At 62.9% G+C, this 23,489-nt stretch carries 18 protein-coding genes; 7 read left to right on the top strand and 11 right to left on the bottom strand.

Features of this window, described 5'->3' with window-relative positions:
* Position 1 precedes the first annotated feature (1 nt).
* Positions 2-1,474, bottom strand: a complete 1,473-nt coding sequence (locus tag AC5P57_RS13800) for an MFS transporter (RefSeq protein WP_262235376.1) — start codon at positions 1,472-1,474, stop codon at positions 2-4.
* A gap of 126 nt (positions 1,475-1,600) precedes the next feature.
* On the opposite strand from AC5P57_RS13800, the gene AC5P57_RS13795 reads away from it, so the two are divergent.
* Positions 1,601-2,230 (top strand): TetR/AcrR family transcriptional regulator, encoded by a 630-nt coding sequence (locus tag AC5P57_RS13795; RefSeq protein ID WP_099554656.1) that lies wholly within the window; start codon positions 1,601-1,603, stop codon positions 2,228-2,230.
* 15 nt (positions 2,231-2,245) lie between these two features.
* On the opposite strand, the gene AC5P57_RS13790 is transcribed toward AC5P57_RS13795, so the two are convergent.
* On the bottom strand, positions 2,246-2,596 hold the full coding sequence (locus AC5P57_RS13790) for a VOC family protein (RefSeq protein WP_099554654.1): 351 nt from the start codon (positions 2,594-2,596) through the stop codon (positions 2,246-2,248).
* Positions 2,597-2,755: 159 nt separating this feature from the next.
* Positions 2,756-2,956, bottom strand: coding sequence for a hypothetical protein (locus AC5P57_RS13785; protein WP_099554683.1), 201 nt, complete (start codon positions 2,954-2,956; stop codon positions 2,756-2,758).
* A 188-nt stretch (positions 2,957-3,144) separates the two neighbouring features.
* On the opposite strand from AC5P57_RS13785, the gene AC5P57_RS13780 reads away from it, so the two are divergent.
* Positions 3,145-6,498, top strand: a complete 3,354-nt coding sequence (locus AC5P57_RS13780; protein WP_262235377.1) for an autotransporter domain-containing protein — start codon at positions 3,145-3,147, stop codon at positions 6,496-6,498.
* 115 nt (positions 6,499-6,613) lie between these two features.
* On the opposite strand, the gene AC5P57_RS13775 is transcribed toward AC5P57_RS13780, so the two are convergent.
* From AC5P57_RS13775 to AC5P57_RS13760, 4 genes are all read right to left on the bottom strand, one after another.
* Entirely contained in the window at positions 6,614-6,976 is a 363-nt protein-coding gene (locus tag AC5P57_RS13775) for a hypothetical protein (RefSeq protein WP_262235378.1), read from the bottom strand.
* 35 nt (positions 6,977-7,011) lie between these two features.
* Positions 7,012-7,392 (bottom strand): hypothetical protein, encoded by a 381-nt coding sequence (locus AC5P57_RS13770; RefSeq protein ID WP_262235379.1) that lies wholly within the window; start codon positions 7,390-7,392, stop codon positions 7,012-7,014.
* A 66-nt stretch (positions 7,393-7,458) separates the two neighbouring features.
* Positions 7,459-9,960 carry an RHS repeat domain-containing protein gene (locus AC5P57_RS13765; RefSeq protein WP_262235380.1) on the bottom strand — a complete coding sequence of 834 codons (2,502 nt, stop codon included), beginning with the start codon at positions 9,958-9,960 and terminating at the stop codon, positions 7,459-7,461.
* Between the two features lie 344 nt (positions 9,961-10,304).
* A complete protein-coding gene (locus tag AC5P57_RS13760; protein WP_005411167.1) occupies positions 10,305-10,757 on the bottom strand; it encodes a PA2169 family four-helix-bundle protein in 453 nt (150 codons plus the stop codon).
* 612 nt (positions 10,758-11,369) lie between these two features.
* On the opposite strand from AC5P57_RS13760, the gene AC5P57_RS13755 reads away from it, so the two are divergent.
* Entirely contained in the window at positions 11,370-12,011 is a 642-nt protein-coding gene (locus AC5P57_RS13755) for a glutathione S-transferase family protein (RefSeq protein ID WP_262235381.1), read from the top strand.
* A gap of 23 nt (positions 12,012-12,034) precedes the next feature.
* Here AC5P57_RS13755 and AC5P57_RS13750 read toward each other — a convergent pair whose 3' ends face one another.
* Together AC5P57_RS13750 and AC5P57_RS13745 are read right to left on the bottom strand one after the other, a co-directional pair.
* The gene (locus AC5P57_RS13750) at positions 12,035-12,442 is read right to left on the bottom strand and encodes a hypothetical protein (RefSeq protein ID WP_099554646.1); all 408 of its coding nucleotides are present in this window, start codon (positions 12,440-12,442) and stop codon (positions 12,035-12,037) included.
* Between the two features lie 49 nt (positions 12,443-12,491).
* On the bottom strand, positions 12,492-12,911 hold the full coding sequence (locus AC5P57_RS13745; protein WP_099554644.1) for an H-NS histone family protein: 420 nt from the start codon (positions 12,909-12,911) through the stop codon (positions 12,492-12,494).
* Positions 12,912-13,029: 118 nt separating this feature from the next.
* On the opposite strand from AC5P57_RS13745, the gene AC5P57_RS13740 reads away from it, so the two are divergent.
* Positions 13,030-13,422 (top strand): DoxX family protein, encoded by a 393-nt coding sequence (locus AC5P57_RS13740; RefSeq protein WP_099554641.1) that lies wholly within the window; start codon positions 13,030-13,032, stop codon positions 13,420-13,422.
* Between the two features lie 3 nt (positions 13,423-13,425).
* On the opposite strand, the gene AC5P57_RS13735 is transcribed toward AC5P57_RS13740, so the two are convergent.
* Positions 13,426-14,424 (bottom strand): GlxA family transcriptional regulator, encoded by a 999-nt coding sequence (locus AC5P57_RS13735; protein ID WP_495219637.1) that lies wholly within the window; start codon positions 14,422-14,424, stop codon positions 13,426-13,428.
* A 201-nt stretch (positions 14,425-14,625) separates the two neighbouring features.
* Between AC5P57_RS13735 and AC5P57_RS13730 the strand changes: the two genes are divergently transcribed.
* Positions 14,626-15,456 (top strand): alpha/beta fold hydrolase, encoded by an 831-nt coding sequence (locus tag AC5P57_RS13730; protein WP_099554638.1) that lies wholly within the window; start codon positions 14,626-14,628, stop codon positions 15,454-15,456.
* 23 nt (positions 15,457-15,479) lie between these two features.
* Here AC5P57_RS13730 and AC5P57_RS13725 read toward each other — a convergent pair whose 3' ends face one another.
* Positions 15,480-16,127, bottom strand: coding sequence for a hypothetical protein (locus AC5P57_RS13725; RefSeq protein ID WP_099554636.1), 648 nt, complete (start codon positions 16,125-16,127; stop codon positions 15,480-15,482).
* Between the two features lie 260 nt (positions 16,128-16,387).
* Between AC5P57_RS13725 and AC5P57_RS13720 the strand changes: the two genes are divergently transcribed.
* Positions 16,388-18,301 carry an FG-GAP-like repeat-containing protein gene (locus AC5P57_RS13720; RefSeq protein WP_099603868.1) on the top strand — a complete coding sequence of 638 codons (1,914 nt, stop codon included), beginning with the start codon at positions 16,388-16,390 and terminating at the stop codon, positions 18,299-18,301.
* A 493-nt stretch (positions 18,302-18,794) separates the two neighbouring features.
* Complete coding sequence (locus AC5P57_RS13715) at positions 18,795-23,489, top strand: wall associated protein (RefSeq protein WP_099603869.1); 4,695 nt, start codon at positions 18,795-18,797, stop codon at positions 23,487-23,489.

Raw genomic sequence — 23,489 nt, 5'->3', positions numbered from 1 at the left:
GTCAGGCCGGGGCGCGCTGCCGATACAGCCCAAGCGCCACAAGCAGGGCCAGCGCACCCGCCGCCGCCATCGCCCAACCGAACCCGCTGGCCATCGCATTGCGGTACCACGTCAGCACCTGCGGCGTGGCGTGCATCGAGCCTGGGTGCAGGACGAGTTCACGCGCCTGCGCAACAAGCCGCTGCTGCCCTGCGGCCTGCGCGCAAGCGGTGAACTGCTGTACGGCACGCTGGCCCATCAGGCTGCCCAGCAACGCGATGCCCAGGCTCATGCCTGCCTGGCGCAGCGCGTTCATCGTGGCTGAGGCAATACCTGCGCGTTCGGCCGGTGCGTTGGCCATGACTGCCATGCCGGTCGCCGGCACTGCCAGCCCCATTCCAATGCCAAGCAACATCAGCACGGCACTGGCATAAGCGCGCGAAGTAGCCGGTTCGAACGTGGCCATCACGCACAGCGCCACCCCGGCCAGGGTGTAGCCCAGCACCAGCGCGGCGTGCAGGCCGAGGTGGGCGACCAGACGACCGAACAAGAGCGAGACAACACCCATCAACAGGAACTGGGGAGCCAGCTGTGAGCCCGCCAGCGCGGCACCATGTCCCTGCGCCTGCTGGAAGAACAGCGACAGGAAAAACAGGCTCGCATAGGCAGTGAAGCCCAGCACGAACGAGGCCAGGTTGAGCATGCCGAAGCGGCGGTCGGCAAACAGGTCCAGCGGCAGCAGCGGGCGCGCCACCCGGCGTTCGACGATGCCGAACAGGATCAACCCGGCGGTTGCGACGCCCAGCGCCAGAAGCGTCACCGGGGCCAGCAGGCCATGCTCGCCGATCGCGATCAGGCCATAGCACAGCGCGCCCAGCGCAACGATGCTGAGCAGCTGTCCGGCCAGATCCAGTGCGGCGTGCTGCGGGTGGCGTCGCTCGGCGATGCCCCAGGCGCCAAGCGCAAGCGCCAGCAGCCCCAAAGGCAGGTTGATCAGGAAGATGCTGGGCCAACCGGCGCGCTGCACCAGCGCACCGCCCAGCAACGGGCCGAGCACCAACGCCAGCGCGCTGAAGGCGGACCAGCCACCGATCACGCGCGCACGCTGGCCTGGATCGGGAAATGCGTGACTCAGGATCGGCATCGCACTGGGAATCAACAGCGCACCTGCCACGCCCTGCACCGCGCGTCCGGCGACCAGGGTCGAAAGATCCTTGGCGCAGGCGCACAGCAGCGAGCCCATGATGAAGGTGGCGACGCTCAGCAGCCACATCCGCCGATGACCATAGCGATCCCCCAACGGACCGGCTGACAGCATCAGCGCCGATAGTGCGATCGCGTAGGCGTTGATCACCCACTGCAGGCCTGCCATGTCGGTCTGCAGCGCCTGCTGCAGGGTTGGCAGTGCCACGTTGACGATGCTGATGTCCAGCGAAGCGAGGAACGTACCGAGGTAGGCCGCCAGCACCAGGGCGGGCCGTTGGAGGCGTTTCATGCGTGGATCCCGGGGGAGGATGTGCGCGCATCGTAGCCATTGACTGACCGTCGGTCAATGACTGGCGGTCAGTCAATGCCGAAGGACAGCTAGAATGGCCACCGTCGCACCCGGACCTTGCCCACCATGCAGACCCCAGCTGTCGCCAGGCCTCGCACCAAGCCCGCCGAAACCCGCCAGGAGGAACTGATGGACGCCGCCCAGGCGTTGTTCCTGTCGCAGGGTGTGGACGCCACCACCATCAGCGACATCGTCGCAGCGGCCGACGTGGCCAAGGGCACCTTCTATACCTATTTCGCCTCACGCACCGAGATCCTGCAGGCGCTGGCGCAGCGCTACACGCGGCAGTTCATGGAAGAGGTCGAGCGGGCCGTGCAGCAGCACCCTGCCGGTGATGGCGCAGCGCGCCTGCGCGCCTGGATCCGCGCCAACATCGAGATCTACGTGCGCACCCACGCGTTGCATGACGTGGTGTACGCCAACCATCACCACCACCAGCGCGGCAACGCCGAGCGCAATGCGATCCAGCAGCAATTGCTGGGCATCCTCGAGGCGGGCAACGCCGCTGGACTGTGGCAGCTTCCAGCGCCGCAGGTCACCGCCTCGCTGATCTATGCCGGCGTGCACGGCGCCACCGACGACCTGATCGCCACGCCGGCACAGGATGCCGATGCGTTCATCGAAGCCGTGGAAGCGGATTGCCTGCGCATGGTCGGTGTTCCCGCAGCTCCGGCGCGCGGCGGCAGACGCCGCTGAAGCAACGCTCCCCGCTCAGGTGTGGGCGAGAATGTTCAACAGCCGCCCGAACGGGTCGCGGACGAAGAAGCGACGCACGCCCCAGGGCTCGTCGGCCGGGCCATACTCCAGCGGGATGCCGGCCGCGTGCATGCGGTCCAGCACCTGCTGCAGGTCGTCCACTTCAATCGACAGGTCGGGCACCGCGGTGCCGGAACCCCCTTCGCTGGCAAAGCTCACCTGCGCCAGCGCACTGCCCTGCCCGCCATGGGTGACGATCCAGCCATGATCCATCACCACCGGCATGCCCAGCAGTCCGCCATAGAACGCTGCGGCACGCGCCGGGTCAGGCGTGGCGATGTTGGCGACAATACGTTTGACGGCCATGTGCAGCGGCTCCGGTGCGATTTCCCATCCTCGCTGCTGCGTGCATGGCCCGCAAGCGGGCTCAGCCCACCAGACGCCCGCATCGCCATCTGAGGCGATCGCTGAAACAGAAGAGCCCCGTCGATGACGGGGCTCCACGTACGGCTCAAACGGCGCGACTCACACGCCCATGCACAGATCGACCACGCAGGTGTTGTACGCCTGTTGGCATTCACCGGCATCGGTGCCACTGGCCAGGCACATCTGATAAGCCCGCCAGCAGGGCTGGTCACAGGGCTCGACTGGCCCAGCCACCGCCACCGAACCGGTACACGCCAACGCGAATACCGCCACTGCAATCACCTTCCTGATAACACGCATCGCCATCACTCCTTGATAAGCTTGGTGAGCCCAGGCCGGCCCACGTTAGCGAGGACATGGGGAGACGAAGTGAAGCCCACTGTCACGCACACTTAACCCGTTCACAATTTTCCTTTCACATTCATGGGGGATACCGCCACGGATTGGCGTTAACGGCCTTGTTGTCCGTCCATCAAGGAAGTTGCCCGATGAATCACCCGCTGCACGGCCGTTCGTCCCACTCCCGCTCCCCGCTGCACAGCCGCCTCGCCCTGGCCGTGTCCAGCGCCCTGTTGCTTGCCGCTGCATCGCCCGCCATGGCCAGCGAAGCGCTCGACGCATGGCAGCAACAGCGCCAGCTGCAGGCGGCCTGGGCACAGCCCGACGTCAGCGCGCCTGCAGCACCGACGGCCACCACGCCAGCGGCATCGCCCGCCCTGCTCGGCAATCCGGGCGATGCCGCCAGCTGGCGCAGCGATGAATTCAACGCCGACTGGGGACTGGGTGCGATGGGCGCCGACTACGCGTATGCCCGCGGCCTGACCGGCAAGGGCGTGCGCCTGGCGCTGTTCGACACCGGCTCGGCACTGGCTCACCCCGAATTCGCCGGCCGCAACACCTCCAGCATCACCATCGGCCCGAACTGTGCGTCACCGGGAACCGTAGGCGGTACCGGTGCGTGCAGCCAGACACAGGGTGATCGACCGGGAATCAACTACTACACGCTCGGCGCGGGCGTGCCGGCTTCCCTGCAGGCCACCATCATTGCCGCAGGCCGTGAATGGGGTTTCCGCTATGCCGACCACGGCACGCATGTGCTCGGAACCATTGGCGCCAACCGCAATGGCACAGGGATGCACGGCGTCGCCTTCGGTGCCGATCTGACGACCGCTCGCGTGTTTGGTGACACTTACTACGAGTGGAAGCCTCAGACGGGCGGAGGCTACCTGCCTGAAGCTGTGGAACGGACGGACCCCGATGGTGCTGCAAGGCTGGACATGTACGCGCAGCTGCAGGCGCAAGGCGTGCGTGCCATCAATCACAGCTGGGGCATCTCCACCCGGAACATGACCGTGGCCGCACTGGATGCCCAGTACGCACGCATCGGTGCCGGCTACGACGTATACGGAAGCATCTACAAAGACAGTGCGAACGCCCCTGCTTCGCAGTTGATCCAGGTCTGGTCGGCCGGCAATGGCAGCGGCGCCGTCGCCGGTATCACCGCGGCCTTGCCGCGCTGGAAGCCGGAGATCGAGCCTTACTGGCTGGCCGTCGCCAACGTTCGCCAGCCCAATGCAGCCAATGGCGAAACCGACTACGTGATCAACGCAGGCTCGAGCATCTGTGGCGCTGCCGCCAACTGGTGTATTTCCGCACCGGGAACGGCAATCCTCAGCACCATCGTTTCCGGTGACATCCAGGGACGGCTGGAGAAGACCGCAGACTACGTCCGCCTTCTCATCGACAGCCAGAATCCCACGTACGACTACGGCCGGAAGACCGGCACTTCCATGGCCGCCCCCCATATCACCGGCGCACTCGGCCTGTTGATCGAGCGCTTCCCCTATCTGGACAACGCCCAGGTGCGCGACGTCCTGCTGACTACCGCGCGCGATCTCGGTGCCGCTGGCGTCGACCCGATCTATGGCTGGGGCATGGTCGACCTGCGCAGGGCCATCGAGGGCTATGGCTCGCTGCGCGTGGATACCAACGTGGTGATGAACCAGAAGGCCGGCGGCCTGAAGGTGTGGGAAGGCGATGCCTGGGACGACTGGACCAATGACATCGGCGGCCCCGGCAAGCTGACCAAATCCGGCATCGGCTGGCTGCGCCTGAGCGGCGACAACAGCTTCAACGGCGCGGTGCTGCGTGAGGGTACGCTGGAGTTGAACGGCAGCAACACCCTCACCTCGGCGGTCGATGTGCAAGGCGGCCAGTTCCTGCTCAACGGCAGCCTGGTCTCCACCGCACTCACCACCACGGGGGGCGTCAGCACAGTCAGCGCAAGCGGCGTGCTGAAGGACGGGAACCTGACCGTCAATGGCGGCGTGGTGTCCTTCAATGGCATGCAGACCGGCGGCACCACCACGGTCGGTGGCAACGGCCTGCTGAAGGGTATCGGCACGTTGGGCAGCACCCGAGTGGACGGCACCATCGCCCCCGGCAATTCGATCGGCACGCTGACCATCAACGGCAACTACGTGCAGGGCGCGACCGGCGTCTACGCCGCCGAACTCGCGCCTGGCGGGCGCAGCGATCAGTTGCACGTGACCGGTACCGCCACCCTCGGCGGTACCCTGGTCGCGTTGCCGGAACCGGGCATCTATTATCTCGGCGAGCAGTTCAACTTCATCCGCGCCGACGGTGGCATCAACGGCCAGTTCGCGAAAACCGACTTCAGCGCGTTCTCGCCGTTCCTGCAGTTCAGCCTCGCCTACGGGGCCAATGGCACCCGCATCGACGTGGCACGCGGTGCCTCGCTGGCCAGCGCCGCCACTACACCGAACCAGCGCGCTGTGGCCGCTGCGGCGGACCTGCTGGCAATCAACCAGGGCTTGCCCAAGCCGCTGACCCAGCTGTTCCCGCAGCAGGTCGGCGGCGTACTCGACGGCCTCAGCGGCGAACTGCACGCAGCCACGCCGCTCGCACTGGTGGAAGGCAGCCGCTACGTACGCGATGCCGCGATGTCCCGCCGTGCAGGTGCAGTCGCGCCGGGAGCCGATGCGGGCGACGCCACCGGCGCCTGGGTGCAGGCTCTGGACGGCAACAGCAAGCTGGACGGCAACAGCAACACCGCCCGCACCGACGCCAACAGCAATGGCCTGCTGGTCGGTATCGACCGCGAGTTCTCCGGCTGGCAGGTCGGCGTGCTGGCTGGCACCGGCCGCACCGACGTCAAGCAGCAGGCGCGTCGTGCCAAGTCGAACATCGACAACACCCACTTCGGTGCATATGCCAGTCACAACTGGGGCGGCTTCGGCCTCCGTGGCGGCGTCGCCTGGAGCAAGCACAAGGTGAAGAGCACCCGCGATGTCGACTTCGCAGGGTTCAGCGACAGCCTGAGCGCACGCTACAACGCGCATACCCGCCAGGCCTTCATCGAAGCCGGCTACCGCTTTGGCAGCCCGGAGGCCGGGCTGGAACCCTACCTGCAGGTCGCACGCGTGGAGGTGGACCTGAAGCAGATCAACGAGCGCGGTGGTGCAGCCGCCCTGCACGGCAAGGTGGACGACACCGGCACCACGATCGCCACCGCTGGCCTGCGCTTCGACAAGGGCCTGAAGGCATCGTTCCAGCAGGACAGCTGGCTGCATCTGCGTGGTGGCGTGGGCTATCGCCGTGCCTCGGGCGACCGCAGCCAAGTGGGCAACCTTGCCTTCGCCAACAGCAGCACCACGTTCACGGTCGAAGGCGCGCCGATTGCCGACAGCGCCGTGGTGGCCGAGCTGGGGCTGTCGGCGTGGCTGACCCCGCGCCAGCAGCTGGAGCTGGGTTACAGCGGCCAGTACGGCAGTGAAAGCCGCGACCACAGCGCCAACGTGCGCTGGTCGGTTCGTTTCTAGACGCGTGTTCTCTTGACGGTTTGGGGCGGTCTCAGGGCCGCCCCCTTTTTATCCACGCCCCAGGACTATGCGCGATACCCCTGGATCATCGCGTCCTGCATCCATCCGTGGAGCATCACGCGTGGATGAAGATCGACTGGAGCCGGGTCGCCCAACCATTGCACCCGGTGGAGTTGAAGGCCTCGAGCCGGACATTCTTCCCCGATGTCAGCGCTGCCAACGCCGCCGCGTAGGCTTCCTTTGCACCGGGCCGGGACATGTCGATTGCAAAAGTATCGGTATTGCAGAAAGCCGTACTCGAAACATGCACGTACACAATTCCCGCCGGGCCGTCCATGTACGGCCGCAGCGACAGAATCGTCATCTGATCGCTGGTGGGCTCCGCCTTCAGTGGTGCAGACAGGCACAAGGCCAACGTCAAGGCTACGGCGCCAGCAAACTTCCCGCGGATCCGATCAAGCACGAGTTCTGGATTCATATCATTTTCCTGAGAGTTACAATGATGAAGCTGTGTCAAGGCGCGCCCAGCGTGACTGCCTTCAGCGTCAACGTTCCCCACTCACAGCCGTCCACGCGAAAGCTGATCACCTGCTTGTTCTGCAACGCCATCAGCAGCATGGAGACAATCTCTCTCTGCATCGGATGATCATTGTTGAGAATGAAGCGGTTTCCATCACCACAACCGACCGAGGGTGGAACCGGGCCCTGTGTATTTACGTAGGTACCTTCGCCGCCCCAGCCAGTTGAGATGGAGACAATCCGCAGGCCATCTAGATTGAAGGGCTCCGCTCCTGCCGTTGAGGCCAAGCCAGTTCCCAGCACGGCAACCAGCGCCAGCAAGACCTTGCCGCCAATGGCGCCACGCAGGCGCGATACAGCACGTACTCCGTCCATGTTCTTCGTTCCCCTGTCATGAATAACCGGTTGCCGGTGCGCTGCGGCCCGTGCAGTCCGCTACGCTCAGCCCAGCAGCAGCTGGTACAGCAGGGGCACGATGTCGCCCTGCGGACGCTGGACATGCGAGACATCGGACACCGGCGTGCAGCTCCCCGTGGCGCCACAGGCAAGCACGCGATACGCATAGCTGGTGGCAGGGCGTGCCGCAGACGTCCAGTTCGCCGCGTTGCCTTCGTAGACCGTGGTCCAGGTCACCCCGTCCACGCTTTCCTCGACGACGTAGCGGACGGCAGAGGCCACAGGTGACCAGCCAACGAAGTCCTTCGCCGCCGGCGAATGCCGCATCGGCATCGCCGCCTTGGCGACCAGGCTCCCGCCCAGCGTGATGTAATCGGTCCGCTTGTCCTCGCGCTCGCTCGCCTGGTAGCGGAGGACGCCGGCGTGGTCGTACATCGAGGTGATCCGTCCGAGCGACGAATCCGTCTGCGTGCGGCGTCCGTCAGCGTCGTAACGGTAGCTCTCGGAACCTGCCGCCGTACGCAGCCGGTTGCCGAAGTCGAAGGCGAACTGCTGTCCGTTCTTCGCCCGCAGGTTGCCCTGCGCATCGTAGGCCAGGCCGACCACGGTCGCCCCTCCGCAACCGTTGACCTTCACGTTGGTCAGACGCCAGGCGTTGTCATAGCAGTAGTGATGGTCACGGCCGAGAATCGTCACGCGCGTGAGGTTGTCCAAGGCGTCGTAGCTGTAGCTCGCCGAGCCGAACATGGGTGAGGACGCCGAAACGAGCCGATCCAGCGCGTCATAGCCCAGATTACGGTTGCCACGCTGGTTGCGGCCCGTGGCACCGTCAGTGATTGCCATCACATTGCCGACCGCATCGTAGTCGTAGCCATCGCTGAGGATCCGGGTTGCACCAAGCGCGTCCTGGCTTACATCCGGCAACTGGCGCGCGTTCTGCACCATCGTGTGGACAATACCGTTGCCATAGGTGAACTGACGGATCGCCCCGTTGGGGTAATAGCCCACGCCAACGGCGTAGGAACCCGCCTGCCCGGCCTGTCCCAGCGCGTTGGGCGCATACGCGACCACGTTGCCGGAGGGATAGCGATGCGCGGAAAGGTTGCCCAATGCGTCGTAGGCATACCCCATCGCCAGCGCTTCGCCATCGGCGGGGCTCTGCACCTCACCGATGAGCAGCCCGCGACGGTTGTACGCATAGCTGTTGTGCGTCTCCACCCCGGCGTTCAACGTGGTGACCTGCTTGACCTTGCCATCGGGCCAGTAGCTCCAGCGCTGGTTGCCATTGCCGTCAGGGAACTGCAGCGATGCGAGCCGGTTGCGTGCGTCATAGGAACGCACCACCCGGCGCCCGCTCGCCGCGGCAATGTCCTGGTTGCAGTTGCCTGCATCGGACAGGTCCAAGCCCTGCGCGCTTCCAACCGGGTTCGATGCGGCGTCGTAGTCAAATACGGTTGCGCCGGTTTCCGGCTCGATCGTCTTGCACAGCCGCTGCGCCGCATCGTAGACATAGCGCCGGGTCGACGTCGCCGAGCCATTGCCGGCCCTGCGGGTGATCGACGTCGGCTTGCCGAAGACGTCCCGCGGGATGTCCAGCACGGCTCCCTCTGCCAGTTCGATACGTACCGGCCAGTCAAGCTTCGCGGCATCTGCACCGGTGTAGGTCACGACAGTCGGGATACCCCTGGCATTGGTCGTGCGCACGCGCCGCCCCGGCAGGTACTCGGTTCTGGTGACCAGCGCGCCGATCTCCGAATCCTGGCTGACCTGGACCACCCGCCCCAACGCGTCGTACGTGGTACGGACGCCAGTTCCGGCGTCCTGAACCGCACCGACGCCCGCGACAGGATAGGACTGGAAGGTGACCCGCCCCTCCGTGTCATAGGCGATCACCGAGGCCCGCTGCGTGCCGGCCTCGTTGCCCGCGTCGTACTCGCGCACCAGCAATGGGCGCCACAGCGCATCGTAGTAGGTGACCTTGCGCGCATTGCCGGTGCTGACCGTCTGCCGCCAATGGCCGGCAGGAATGCCGTACTCGGCGCCGCCCACCTGGGCAAACTGTGTCGTGGTGGACGCCCAGTCCACCGTATCGCCGTCGGGATGGTCGACAAGCGACATGCGCCCCATCGCGTCGTAGTCGTAACGCGTGGTGTTGCCCCGGCCGTCGGTGATCCAGCGTATCCAGCCATTGTCATCCACGCCGGCAGACTGGGACGAACCATCCGCGTACTGGATGGTTCCGGGGATGCCTCGCTTCCAGCCGGACAGGCTCACCGTATTGCCACGCCCATCCACCACGGCGCGAACGGTACCATCACCATTGTAGTGAATGGTCTGCTGGAGCTGGCCGAAGGCATAGATCCGCTGGGGCTTCGCGGTGGCCGGGTCATAATCCACCTGGGACTCGATCCGGCCCGTGTCCTGGTTGACCGACGTCCGGACCTGGCCAAGCACCCATTTCGACAGATCATCGTGATAGGTGATGACGTTCGTCTTGCTGTAGGACTGCGCCCCGGCACTTCCCACAAACGTGCCCAGCAACATCATCGCGGAAAGTGCATTAACTCGACGCATCGTCAGTGGACCTGTTCGCAATGGATGGCGATGGGACAACCAGGACCAGGTACCGGAAAGACCGGCGAGGCACACATCACGGCAAACCACGCACACGCAGAAAACCGGACGCGGCTGCATCCGGTTGGCGGTTGACGTTGATGATGGACGAAGCCCCCTTCGTCATGCCGTGCCTGTTCCCTGGACTCGGCCAAGTATAACCATGAAAACGGGGCGGAACGCCCGGCCCTTCGCAGCCCTGGTGGGCTGCGAAGGTTCCCGGACAATGATGCGCCTGCGGAACTCGACGGCCGCGATGGGCCGCCCGGCGCTGGGCGTCAGGCGGCCTTCATGGCGTGCTTGCGTGCCCGCATGACGTTGTGGCACTCCTGCACATCCGGCAGCAGCTGGGTCACTTCCTGGCGCACCGCCGGCGGCAGATCATTGTCCTGCAGCACATCCTTGAACGCGCCCAGCAGTCGGTCTTCGGATTCTTCCAGTTCGGCCACGTAACCGTAGTTGGTATCACCAAACGCGGCGCGCACCTTGCCGTAGAACTGCTGCATCGAGCCGACCATGGTGCCGTGCTCGGCCGGCTTGCCACCGCTGGCGGCAACCGAACCACTCAGTGCCGCGACGATCCGCGCCTTGACCCCGGCGATGCGGGTGAACAGTGCCGACAGTTCGGCATCCTTTACCTTTGTTGCGGCTTCTTCATAGAAGGACTTGCCATCGCGGGCGATCTCGATCAGGTCGTTGAGGCGATGTTCGATGGTGGACTGGGTGCTCATGGCGTCGCTCCTGTGTGCTCGAAAGTCGGTGGAGAATGGCAGCGCGATCACGCTGCCTTCGGACACCACTCTGGACAGCTGCACGTGCCGGCTGGGTGAGTGCGGATTGATGTGCACGTCACCATCCGGAACACGTGCTGACTTCTTCATTGCCGGCATCATCGATGTTCACGGAAAATGAGCGTGCAATGCATGCCTCACCATGGCGCGATGACGATGATCAGGCTGATCAGCAGCGCTATCGCCAGAATCACCAGCAGCACATGCCATTGCTTCCAGGTCGGTTTCGGCTTGCCAGGCGTATTCATCGGTGGCCTCCTGTATATGCCGGGAAAGGAGCTGCCAGACTGAAGCGAAACGACATTGCACAACGTCGACGTGACGTGCATTCCTCGTGCAGGACATCCGCCCATGCGTGGAGATGACACGCCCGTGACCCGGTTCAGATGTGTACGGGGTGCCGGGGGCCTCTCGATCCTCGAATGCCCCCCCATCGACGCATGACCGCAACTGCTTCGGCGAGGTGAAGAGAGCATCGGGTGCTGTCGATTTTCGCCCCCTTGGTACGTCGAAACAGGAGAGGCAGGCCTTCCGGCCTGCAGGAGCACCGCGATGTCCCCCATTCTCACCGCCTTTGCCACCTCACCCGACCGCGGCCAGGGCCTGGCCCGCGACATGCGCGTACGCTGGGCGCTGGAGGAGCTGGGCGTGCCCTGTGACGTGCAGCTGCTGACCTTCGCCGAGATGAAGCAGCCCGCGCACCTGGCACGGAACCCGTTCGGGCAGATTCCCACCTGGCAGGAGGACAATCAGGTCCTGTTCGAATCCGGCGCAATCGTCCTGCACCTGGCCGAGCTGCACTCTGGCCTGCTGCCCCTCGATCCGGACGCGCGCATGCGCGCAGTCATGTGGGTGTTCGCCGCGCTGAACACGGTGGAGCCGCCCATCGTCGAGCGCTCCATGGCGTGGGTGCTGGAGCGCGAGCAGCCCTGGTATGCACAGCGGTTGGTGATGCTGGACGAGCGCGTGCGGACGCGTCTTTCACAGCTGTCCGCGTGGTTGGGCGCGGCGGCGTGGCTGGACGGCGGGTTCAGCGTGGGCGACCTGATGATGGTCTCGGTGCTGCTGCGCCTGAAGAGCAGTGGCCTGCTCGACGAGTACCCGCTGCTGCTGGCCTATGTGGCACGGGCGACGCAGCGTCCCGCCTACCAGCGCGCGTTCGCGGCGCAGCTGGCGGTATTCCAGAACGGGTAGTTCCACGCCATGCGTGGAAACACTCAGCGCAACCTGGGCCGGCAGGCGGCCTGCACCAGCATCAGCTGCGCCACCAGGATCAGCATCGCGCAGCCTGACAGCAGCCATGGATCGATGTACCACTGCGCGTTGAAACTGAAATCACCGGCGGAAATGCGCTTCCAGCCGTTGAAGTGCTGCATCGCCGCGACCACGAACGCGAAGCCGCCACTGGCGAATGCAAGCCAGGGTACGACGATGCCACCCGGCCGCGCGAACAATGTCAGCACGCCCAGCACACCGATCACCGTGCGTTGTACGCGGCAGTACGGGCAGACATAGGCCATCCCGCTCCACTCCACCGCCCAGGCCAACAGGCTGACCAGCACGGCCGCGCCTGCCGCTGTGTACAGGACTTTCGGCGTGATCGTCATGCCACCCTCGTGTGCCATCCCGCACTCCTTCGTTCAAAGACCCGGGCAGGGTAACAGTGCCGCAGCCTCATCCCTTCTTGATGACGGTCCGCTTGCCGATGGTGCTGGTCTTGCCGGCGGTCGGTCTGGCCAGGCCAGGAATCAGGAAATCGGTGGCCTTGTGGCCCATCGACACCTTGGACGCCAACCAGCGCGGCATGCGCCCGCGACCGGTCCAGGTCAGGCGCTTGTATTCCGGGTCGCGATACTTGGGCGCGATTTTGCCGGATTTACGGCGGGCGGGTTTGCGGGCGGGCGCAGGTGTTTCCGAGGCTTCGCCACCGAAGAGTTCTTCGAGGGTGTAACCGGCTTCGGCCGCGGCGGCCTTCAACATCCGCCGCACCGCGCTGGCCGGACGGCGGCTGGAAATGAGCTGTTTCCGCTGTTCAGCGGCAACCACCAAGGCGCCCAGCTCCCGAAGGCTGAGCGATTCAATATCGATCGTCATGGTGGAAAGGTCTCCTGCGGGCGGCCAGCTGTCAAGGCGCCTTGCCCGCTGCGTAGACACGGGCTTCACTGCCGGTGGGCTCCGATCGCCTTCGCCAGCCATCTCCGAGGAACCCGACGTGAGCAACTCACCGCATTCGCTCGCCTACCTGCTTGCGCGCATCCTGCTGATGGCGCTGTTCCTGGTATCCGGCATCGGCAAGCTCGGCGACCTCAACGGTACCCAGGGCTACATGGAAGCCATGGGGGTACCCGGCATCCTGCTGTGGCCGACCATCGCCTTCGAGATCGGCAGCGGCCTGTGCATCCTGCTGGGCTTCCAGACCCGACTGGTATCGATCGTGCTTGCGGGCTTCAGCCTGGTCACCGCCTTCATCTTCCACCACAACGTTGCCGACCCGACCCAGCAGATCATGTTCCTGAAGAATATGGGGTTGGCCGGTGGGTTCCTGCTGCTGGCCTGCACCGGGGCTGGGCGATACAGCCTTGATGGGCGCGGGCGGCGTGGGTGATGTTCATTGCTGTGCGCGCCGCCTGATCCGGAAATGATTCCGGTAGGCCGAAGGGGACATGCCAACGATGCTCTGGAATGCCTTGCGGAATGCGCTCACATCGTCGTATCCCAATGTCGAGGCCAGTTGTGCAACAGGGATATCGCCGAGCTGCAGCGCGTCCCTGGCCTTGGCCATCCTGACCTGCCGGATGTAGTCGGCAGGATTGAGTCCGGTGGCCTTCTGGAATCGCCGGATGAATGTTCTTTCGGTCAGGTGGGCACGCTCGGCCAGGGTACTCACCGTATGACGCAGCCCAGGCTCAGCGAGGATGGATCGCTGGACAGCCAGCAGCGCTGCGTCATCGTGATCCAGCTTTGGCAGGAATCCCTGCAACGGCCGCTGGTCCTGCCGGATCCCGTCACTGAGCATGAAGCGGGCTGTTGCCAGCATCACGCTGGAGCCCATCGTGCGATCGACGATCAACAGGCCCAGATCATTCCACGCAAGGATCGCGCCTGACGTAACGACGTCGCCATCATCGATGACGACATTCTCGGTGGTCACCTGGACGTCGGTGTAGGTGCTGGCAAGCAGGCCCGCGAACGCCCAGTGCGTCGTGACCCGTCGCCGTGCAAGCAGGCCGGTCTGGGCAAGCACGAAAGCACCCGCGCAGACGGAGCACATGATCGTGCCGCCGGAATGGAGCGCCTTGAGCCACTGCGCCTCGTGTGGCATCGCGGACATGCGCTCAGGCATCGCCACACTCGGCGGCGAGATCACGAAGGCGAGGGCATTCACATCGCCGGGATCGCTGTCCCAGCAACATTCCATGCGGCCCGATTGCGGGTTCCATTGCCAATGCGTCACCCGGATGAAGGACCGCCGGTCATCCTCGTGAGGATACGCCGCCCATTCATTCGCGATCCGGAACAGATCGGTCAGGCCGTGGACGGCCGCCATCTGGCAATCCGGGTAGATCAGCAGAGCGACTTCGATCCGCTTGTCAGTTTCGATACCCATGAATGTCACCTCCACCAATTTCAATTGATACAGCGCTACCCAAGAATGGATTCGGGCGGAGTGATGGCCGCCCCAGCATAGAAGGAATCGCATGCCTGGGGCCACTCCCGCGACACGCACCGTCAGCGTCCCTGCTCCTGCACCGATGCAGGTCGCCGCGACGCAGGACGTTCTCCAAACCCAACAGCGAGGAACCTTGAAATGGCTACGGTTACCACCAAAGACGGCGTCGAGATCTTCTACAAGGACTGGGGTCCGCGCGACGCCAAGGTCATCCATTTCCATCATGGCTGGCCGCTCACCGCCGACGATTGGGACGCGCAGATGCTGTTCTTCGTCAACAAGGGCTATCGCGTGGTCGCGCATGATCGCCGCGGTCACGGCCGCTCCAGCCAGGTATGGGACGGGCATGACATGGACCACTATGCCGACGATGTTGCCGCCGTGGTCGAGAAGCTGGGCACCCAGGGCGCCATGCATGTGGGCCATTCCACCGGCGGCGGCCAGGTGGTGCGCTACATCGCCCGCCATGGCGAGAAGAACGTGTCCAAGGCGGTGTTGATCAGCTCGGTGCCGCCATTGATGGTCAAGACCACAGCCAACCCACAGGGCACGCCCAAGGAGGTCTTCGACGACTTCCAGGCGCAGCTGGCGGCCAACCGTGCGCAGTTCTACCACGACGTACCGGCGGGCCCCTTCTACGGCTACAACCGACCCGGTGCGAAGCCCTCGGACGCGGTGATCTGGAACTGGTGGCGGCAGGGCATGCAGGGCTCGGCCAAGGCGCACTACGATGGCATCGTTGCCTTCTCGCAGACCGATTTCACTGAAGACCTGAAGGGTATTTCCATTCCGGTGCTGGTGATCCACGGCGATGACGACCAGGTGGTGCCGTATGCCGACTCCGGCGTCCTTTCCGCGAAGCTGGTGAAGAACGGCACGCTGATCACCTACGAAGGTGCACCGCACGGTATTCCGACCACGCATGCCGACCGGATCAACGCCGACCTGCTGGCGTTCCTGGAAAGTTGATCATGAAGGGCCCGGGAAGTGCTTCAGGCACTTCCCGGACCATCCGGCAGGCGGATTCCATTGGCGGCAATGAACGCACGCGACGCATGCCAATAGGCCTGTGGCGGTGTCTGCAGCCCCGGCAGTGACCAGTACTCCTCGATGTGCAGTACGCTCATCACATCGGCCCATGCAGCGCGCGCATCGTGGACACGCATGCGCCAGCGGTGATGCGGCGGAAAGTAGGCGTAGTGTTCGAGCGCCTGCTGCTGCGCCTGCTCTTCGGCAATGCCTGCCTGATGGATCAGCGTCCAGGCATGCATGTGACGCGCGTGCGCAAGCGCACCGAGATACTCATCCTCATCCAGCAAGGGAACCGCCTCACCGCGGGCCAGGCACAACGCATCCGACTCGGTGTCGTACGCCAGCGACGGCTGCGCCAGTTCCGGGTTCTGCTGCCAGTACCCTTCGCCCAACACATGCAGCATCGCCCAGTGCCAGGGCTCGTCGTGGAAGAGCAGTGCGTGCTCGTACTCGCGGCCGGGGGACTGGTCGGGATAGCGTTGGCGTGCGTGTTCGATTGCCAGCGCTTCGGGAATCTGACCGTAGCGCACCAGGCACCAGGCGAACAGATGCCGGCTGTCTTCGATCTCGGTGGTGAAGTCTTCCACCTCTGCGTTGGTGTCAGGCATGTTCGATCCTTGTGTGCGGATCAACTATAGCCGGAGCGGCGGAATGCGCAGGGAAGCAACAATCCGCAGTCGGTCGTGCGAGGTCGATTGGTGGCCGCGAGCAACCGCAACAAGAAATCAAATGATTGATTTGATTGATATTCAATTTACTTCAATCCGCGGGCATTGCTCATCCCCGACCTTGGTCACTGAGAAGTCGCAGCCAAACTGGCAAACTCAAAGGCGGCCGCATCTCGCGGCCCTACACCAGGGAATTGGCAATGTTAAGGAAGCTTTTGCTCGCCGCATCGACTGCGATCATGGTCGTGCCAGCTGCGCAGGCCCAGACCGCCCAGCACGAGTGGATCACCGTGATGGAAGAACATTTCGACGAGCTGGGATTGACGAACTGGATTCCCTGGGAAGGGGACATTCTCCATCAGAATGGAGGCCAGCCCTACAGCTACACGCCTGGCAACGCGTTCGTATCGCAAGGCAATGTCATTCTTCGTGCAGAGCGGCTCACAAACGGAAAACTGCAGACCGGAGGTATCTACTATCCGCGCTATTTTGCCTACGGACGGTTCTCCGCCCGCGTGAAGATGACCAATACGCCCGGCGTCATTCCCGCATTCTGGTTGCAGTCGCACGCTCCCCGCTGCGCGGAGATCGACATTTTCGAGGCAACTGGCCTGAAAAAGTCCAATCCACGGGCGATCAATTCGCAGCACTACTGGTTCCTGGACCCAACCAATTGCGGCAATCCCAGTTCCACGACCATTTACGGAGAGACAGCGCTGGAATGGTATGGAGATGACTATTCTGCCGGATTCCACGTTTTCTCAGCGGAATGGACGCCCGAGCACGTCGCCTACTTCGTCGATGGCGTAGAGGCTTTCCGCGCAACCCGCAACATTCCCAGCCTGCCGATGCTGGTGAACGTGAATACCAATATGGGAACACCACCGGTCGACAGCTACGTCGAGAACCGCATCAATGCGGCCACCGTGTTCCCTGCCGATTTCGTCGTGGATTGGGTCAAGGTCGAGCAGTTCGCTCCTCGCGCATGCCCCGCCCGTGGCGATCATGCAGGAAGTCTCCGCCGCGCCAATGGCAGTTGCGCCGCGGTGCGCTCGGTGGACTACAACGGTGATGGTGGCGGCGACGTCATCCTATACAACCCATCCTCTGGCAGCGCTTCGGTGGCGACCGGACAGCTGGCCCCCCATGCGGGCCTGGTGACCCATTCCCTGACGGATGCTCCCTCGGCGCCATGGGCAACCTCGGCCAAACTGGTCAGTGGCGACTTCGACGCCGATGGTTTCTCCGATCTGCTGGTGCACGGCGGCGACGGTAGCGTACGGCTCCACTATGGACGTCCTGACGCTCGATTCACCGAACATCTTCCATCACGCACTGCATGGAATGTGGGCAGTCAACTGATGGCAGGAGATTTCAACGGTGATGGACGGAGCGACGTACTCATCCTGCAGGACAGCGGCGCTTTCGAGATCCGCTACGGAGGCAGTGATCGCGGGTTGCGCTTCGCCCCACAATCGCAACGGCAGGTCGCCCTGGGCAGCCGCCCGCATGTTGGCGACTTCAATGGCGACGGCCTTGATGACCTGTTGCTGTATGGACCCAACGGTGAGGTCGACCTCTTCTACGGACGGGCCACCGACGGACTGCGCGCAGAACCCGGTCAGCATGATCAATGGCGGGCTGGCCATACATTGAAGATTGCGGATTTCAACGGCGATGGATACAGCGATGTGCTGATCTATGCCGCCGACGGAGCCACTGAGATCCGCTATGGGCAGATGAACGGCGGTTTGCGCTTTGCACCGAGCACGGCCGATCTATGGTCCACCGGGCACACGCTGTTGACGGGTGATTTCAATGGCGACGGCAGAGACGACGTTCTGATCTACGCAGTGAACGGACACTCGGAGATCCGCTACGGCCAAGCCAGTGATGGTCTTCGGTTCTCCGCGCAGAGCGTCTCCAGCTGGAGCCCCGGGCATCACTTGCTGACCAACGACTTCGATGGTGATGGGCGCACCGACGTGCTCATACAGTCGGCAAATGATGACGTGGAAATCCGGTACGGGCAGGCAACGGATGGCCTGCTGTTCTCACCGGCTTCCGCAACCCGCTACAACCCCGGCTGGCGCTTGCATACAGGGATCCGCTGAACCATCTGCCCCGATTGCGAAGAGTCGCGATCGGGGCCTTCGCCCATGGATACCCACTCAAGGTCGTGGCACCCAGCGTGCTGCACGGACGGCTCCAAGCCAGCTACCTCAAAGAGAAGATGGGTCGGAGGGGGGCGGTGGCCGTCTGCTGATCGCGATTCACCAACAGGGACTGGGGGTGTTCTCCTCCCGGGCCCGTTAGCTGTGGGCGAATGCGCAGAACGCACATGGCAGAGTTGCTCAATCTTCGATGCTTCTGCTCAGGTCCTTCTGCTTGCTTCGATCATGAAGGGTCCAGAGTGGCAGGCTGCTCATTCCCGGAGCAGCCTAAGCGAGGTAGCCAGCCAGGAACTGAGCTGTGTTGTGAGGTGATCCTTGCACGGCACTGACCAGGTGCAGCGATCTGTCAAATGTGTCTGGGATGAAACAACTTCAAAATTGACGGTTCCCGGCTCGCCGTGGAAGAGTCTCACATAACAACCAGGGGGCAGGGATGCGAATCGATACCACGGAAGTTGCGATCAACTCATGCTGGCGCGCAGTCGCAACGATTGCGCTCGCGGCGGGGATCATCTCCGCCGCGCAAGCACAACAGGCCGTGCAGCAGCCCTATCAGGAATATGACAAGAAGCTCCGCTCGGCAGAGCAGGTTGCTGCACTGACATCAGAGCTGTTCGGCGACGCGGTCAATGTATATGACCAGAGCGGATACTTCAGGCAGACCGATATCGACCTGGCAGGTAACAACGCACTACCGGTCCGTCTTGAACGCCGATTGAATGTTAGGCCCATTCCCGAGTACGGTTTGTCGCCGTTGATCTATGGTGGCGCGGGTGACTGGAACATCGATGTTCCCTTCATCTCCGGCGTGTTCGATTCCCAGTATGGGTGGACCTATCGAGGTTCTCGGAAAGTTCCTCGCTGCAGCGCCAACTTCATTCCCTATACGCCGCCACCATTCCGGATTGAAGACATCTGGTCTGGCTATACGGTCAACCTTCCCGGGGAGGGGGCGCGATCGCTGATGGGTGATCCGCCTGCAGGCCTCAGGCCAGCCAGTCGTCAGAGCGAGAACTGGAGTTGGACTACCAGTGCAATGGATACCGTCAGCTGCACACCGATGATTGCCGGGTTGGAGGGAGAAGGCTTCATCCTGCAGACCACATCGGGCATCAAGTACACCTTCAACGTTGGCACCGAGCGCGTTGTGGGGCTGATGGGATCTATCGGCGCCAACGCTGCCCAGGCACGCTTGGAGATCTATCTGCTGGCCAGTCGTATCGAGGATCGTTTCGGCAACAGCGTCAGCATCAGTTACAACGGGAACGGCCATCCGACCAGCATCACGTCCAGTGATGGGCGTTCGATCACGTTGAACTATGCAGGGAATCGCCTGCAAAGCGCCTCGGCAAATGGCAGAACTTGGACTTACGGGTATGCAGGCAACTCGCTGCAGCGGGTTACCCAGCCGGACGCCGCCTGGTGGGAGATCAACCATCTCTCCGACATGCGTATCGTCTATGAGAACTGGCCGGAAGACCCCTCTCAGGGATGTGGAAGTCCGCCTCTCCGGGATAAGATCTATACACTTCAGATGAAGCATCCATCTGGCGCGATCGGCACATTCTCCTTCCGGAACGGGCGAGGCTATCGGGCAGGAGTTCCTGCGAGTTACTGCATCAACGAGGCGCGTGATGGCCAGATGATTCAGTATCTCGCCGTTGCCAATTACTTTGATAATTTTGGCCTGGTGGAGAAGACCATTGAGGGTCCGGGCATTGCTCCCATGCGCTGGACATATACGGACAAGGGGGATTACCAGGATTATTGGGCGGGGAACGGCTCCTACTGCAGCACCTGCACCCAATCCAAGGCGGTGAGAATCACGCAGCCTGACGGAAGCTGGATCGAAGAGATCTACGGAATTGTCTTCCGGTTCAATGAAGGGAAGCTTCTCGGTCGGCGTGTGGGCAACGCCGCAGGAACGGTACTCGAGTCTGAAGACCTGACGTATGTTTCAGATGCACAGATGCCTTCGATGCCCTTCCCGGATCGCTATGGCTGGACGTGGGGAGGTAACGACGGCAGCTCGGCACTGCTTAGGCCGCTGCAGCGACGTCAGGTCACGCGGGATGGTGTGGCGATGACCTGGCAGGCCAACTCCTTTGACAGCTATGGCCGCCCAGTAAGTGTGACCCGCAGCAGCTCGCAAGGTGCCAGTCGTACCGATACCACTGGTTACTATAACGATACCAATGCGTGGCTCCTCGGTCAGGTTTCCAGTCAGACCAACAACAACACTGGTCTGATCGAACTACAGACCTCCTACAACGCCAAGGCAATGCCGGCAGAGCAGCGGCACTTCGGCAAGCTGCTGCAGACGTTGAGCTACCATGCAGACGGCAACGTCGCCAGCTTTGCCGATGGTCGCGGCAACAGCACGACACTCAACAACTGGAAGAGGGGCATCCCGCAATCGATAGGCTTTGCGGATGGTTCATCGATGTCGGCCAGCGTGGACGACAATGGCTGGATCCGCTCGGTGACCAATGAGCTGGGTTACCAGACAAGCTTTGACTATGACGCGATGGGCCGGCAGACCCGCAAGGCATTTGCTCAAGGCGACACGGTGGCCTGGAACCCGACGACGCAGATTTTCGAACGCGTGGATGCCGTGGAATATGGGTTGGGTGCAGGCCATTGGCGGCTGACGACCAATACTGGCAATCGGAACAAGGTGACCTGGTTCGACGCGATGTGGCGGCCAGCTTTAACCCGTGAGCAGGATGCAAGCAATCCAGCAGCGACCCAGCGCTACCAGCGATTTACTTACGATCATGCCGGCCGTACGACGTTCCAATCGTACCCGGATTCGGCCAGCAACCCGAGCGCGGGACAGTGGTCAGAGTTTGACGCACTGGGTCGTGCCACCTCCAGTTCGTCTGACAGTGAGTTGGGCCTGCTGACGACAGTCACCAGCTATCTTCCCGGAATGCGTGTGAGGACAACTGATGCCCGTGGGCAATCGAGTACGACCCTGCACCGGGTGTATGACACTCCGGCCTACGATATGCCGGTTGCCATCGAACATCCGGGCGGCGCGTTCACGGACATTGGCCGTGATGTGTTCGGCAAGATCACCTCAATCAAGCGGCGCGACGCCAGTGGCGGTGTCGCCCTCACGCGATCCTATGTGTACAACCCGCAGCAGGAGCTGTGCAAAAGCATCGAACCGGAAACCGGAGCGATGGCCATGGGCTACGATGCTGCCGGAAATCTCGCTTGGTCGGCGGCGGGGCTTACGCAGGGAACGGTCGATAGCTGCGACACTTCTGCGGCACAGGCATCAGGGCGCCGGGTGGATCGGACGTACGATGCCAGGAACCGTCTGAAGCAATTGGCTTTTGCTGATGCCAGCGGCGATCAGGCGTGGCAGTACAACAGCTCAGGGTTGCCCACCCAGGTGATCACCAACAATCCGTCTGGCAAGGCGGTCACCAACACCTATGCCTACAGCAAGCGGGGTCTGATCATCGGGGAGACGATGCAGCAGCCAGGCGGCGTCAGCTGGTCCATGGGATATGGATACGACGCCAATGGAGCACTTGCCAGTCTGCAGTATCCCAGCGGCTTGCAACTCGCGCTGGCCCCCAACGCATTGGGACAGCCCACTCGCATCGGATCCTATGCCACGGGCGTCGGCTACTACCCGAATGGTGCTCTGCGGGCATTCAATTACGGCAACGGCATTGCACACAGCATGGCCCAGAATGGCCGGGGCCTGCCGGCAAGGGCAGTGGATGCTGGCGTCCTCGATAGCAGCATTGTCTACGACAGGAACGGCAACGTAGCCAGCATTACCGATGCGATTACTCCGGCCAGGTCAAAGCAGATGCAGTATGACGCGCTGGATCGCCTGACACAGGCGACGTCAGCATCCTTTGGCGGCGACACGATCTACCGATATACCTACGACGTGCTGGACAACCTGCGCAGTGCCAAACTGGGTGGCGTGAAGCAGCACAACTACTGGTATGACGCCCGTAATCGGATGACCAACGTGAACCGCGATGATGGCAGTGCGATCGTTGGCCTGGACTACGACGTTCAGGGAAATCTGACCAAGAAGAATGGTGAGGCATTCCGGTTTGATCTGGGCAACCGTCTGCGCGATGCGGCCGGGCGGGAGACCTACGCCTATGACGCGCTCGGTCGTCGTGTGGGCAGCTACAGCAACCAGGAGGGCGACATTCTGTCGTTCTACGGCAATGACGGAGTACTGCGCAGGCAGGACAACAAGCGCACGATGAAGGAGATCGAGTACATCAGCCTGGGAACTCACTTGATAGCCCAGATCGAGAAGAGCACCGGTCTTGCCGTGCCGCGCCTCTCGGGACCGGCGACCGTGGAAACCGGCAGCTACACCCTGTCATGGAGTGCCGTTGGACAGGCCTCACGCTATGAACTTCGTATGACGGCCAATGGTGGGCTGAGTTGGAGCACCCTGTATACGGGGAGTGTTCTGTCCTATGCGCTCACGGGTGTCCCCAAGGGCGCGAGGCAGTACCAGATTCGTGCTTGTGATGCGAAGGGGTGCGGTGCTTGGAGCGTCTCCACATTCGTGCGGCATCTCCCTATTCCTGTTCCAAGTGTTGCTCCAACGATGTCTGGGCCTGCCGTATCGACGGGGAGCTACCTTTTGAGCTGGAATGAAGTGCCGGATGCAACGTTCTATCGCCTGCAGGAGCAGGTTCAAGGTAGCAGCTGGTCGGTGATCAGCGACGGTGCAACGGCCTCTCATTCGTTTGGCAGGCGTCTACCCAATCGTTATCAGTACCGTGTCGCGGGTTGCAGCGAAGGTGGGTGCGGGCCGTGGAGCGAAACAATTACCCATGATGTGCGGCTGCCTCCGCCACCTGTTCCGACTAATGTAAGAATACGTACGGTAAATCTGGACTGGAATTCAGGATCTGAGGCCTCCTGGCTTCCGTCGGTTGGTGCAAAGTACTATGAGATAAGGGAGTATGAACCCGCTTGGGAGAACATCCCGGAGTGGAACAATGTCTACAGCGTTGGACTGGTGCTGGAGAAAGTGTGGGATGGATTCTTCCTGGGAGACATTTATGTCAGAGCTTGCAACGAATCCACTTGTTCGGATTGGGCGATTGCAGTCTGGGAGAAGCGCTAG

The organism is Stenotrophomonas sp. YJH_SMC_79, assembly GCF_059367995.1.
Note: the sequence above shows the minus strand (reverse complement) of the source record. Positions and strands in the feature narration are given on the sequence as shown.

Bases quoted from the DNA above. Each gene is read 5' to 3' on its own strand.
- AC5P57_RS13730 (WP_099554638.1), top strand. From the start codon at position 14,626: ATGGCTACGGTTACCACCAAAGACGGCGTCGAGATCTTCTACAAGGAC.
- AC5P57_RS13720 (WP_099603868.1), top strand. From the start codon at position 16,388: ATGTTAAGGAAGCTTTTGCTCGCCGCATCGACTGCGATCATGGTCGTG.
- AC5P57_RS13785 (WP_099554683.1), bottom strand. From the start codon at position 2,956: ATGCGTGTTATCAGGAAGGTGATTGCAGTGGCGGTATTCGCGTTGGCG.
- AC5P57_RS13755 (WP_262235381.1), top strand. From the start codon at position 11,370: ATGTCCCCCATTCTCACCGCCTTTGCCACCTCACCCGACCGCGGCCAG.
- AC5P57_RS13765 (WP_262235380.1), bottom strand. From the start codon at position 9,960: ATGATGTTGCTGGGCACGTTTGTGGGAAGTGCCGGGGCGCAGTCCTAC.
- AC5P57_RS13780 (WP_262235377.1), top strand. From the start codon at position 3,145: ATGAATCACCCGCTGCACGGCCGTTCGTCCCACTCCCGCTCCCCGCTG.
- AC5P57_RS13725 (WP_099554636.1), bottom strand. From the start codon at position 16,127: ATGCCTGACACCAACGCAGAGGTGGAAGACTTCACCACCGAGATCGAA.
- AC5P57_RS13800 (WP_262235376.1), bottom strand. From the start codon at position 1,474: ATGAAACGCCTCCAACGGCCCGCCCTGGTGCTGGCGGCCTACCTCGGT.
- AC5P57_RS13770 (WP_262235379.1), bottom strand. From the start codon at position 7,392: ATGGACGGAGTACGTGCTGTATCGCGCCTGCGTGGCGCCATTGGCGGC.
- AC5P57_RS13715 (WP_099603869.1), top strand. From the start codon at position 18,795: ATGCGAATCGATACCACGGAAGTTGCGATCAACTCATGCTGGCGCGCA.
- AC5P57_RS13775 (WP_262235378.1), bottom strand. From the start codon at position 6,976: ATGAATCCAGAACTCGTGCTTGATCGGATCCGCGGGAAGTTTGCTGGC.
- AC5P57_RS13745 (WP_099554644.1), bottom strand. From the start codon at position 12,911: ATGACGATCGATATTGAATCGCTCAGCCTTCGGGAGCTGGGCGCCTTG.
- AC5P57_RS13795 (WP_099554656.1), top strand. From the start codon at position 1,601: ATGCAGACCCCAGCTGTCGCCAGGCCTCGCACCAAGCCCGCCGAAACC.
- AC5P57_RS13760 (WP_005411167.1), bottom strand. From the start codon at position 10,757: ATGAGCACCCAGTCCACCATCGAACATCGCCTCAACGACCTGATCGAG.
- AC5P57_RS13750 (WP_099554646.1), bottom strand. From the start codon at position 12,442: ATGGCACACGAGGGTGGCATGACGATCACGCCGAAAGTCCTGTACACA.
- AC5P57_RS13790 (WP_099554654.1), bottom strand. From the start codon at position 2,596: ATGGCCGTCAAACGTATTGTCGCCAACATCGCCACGCCTGACCCGGCG.
- AC5P57_RS13735 (WP_495219637.1), bottom strand. From the start codon at position 14,424: ATGGGTATCGAAACTGACAAGCGGATCGAAGTCGCTCTGCTGATCTAC.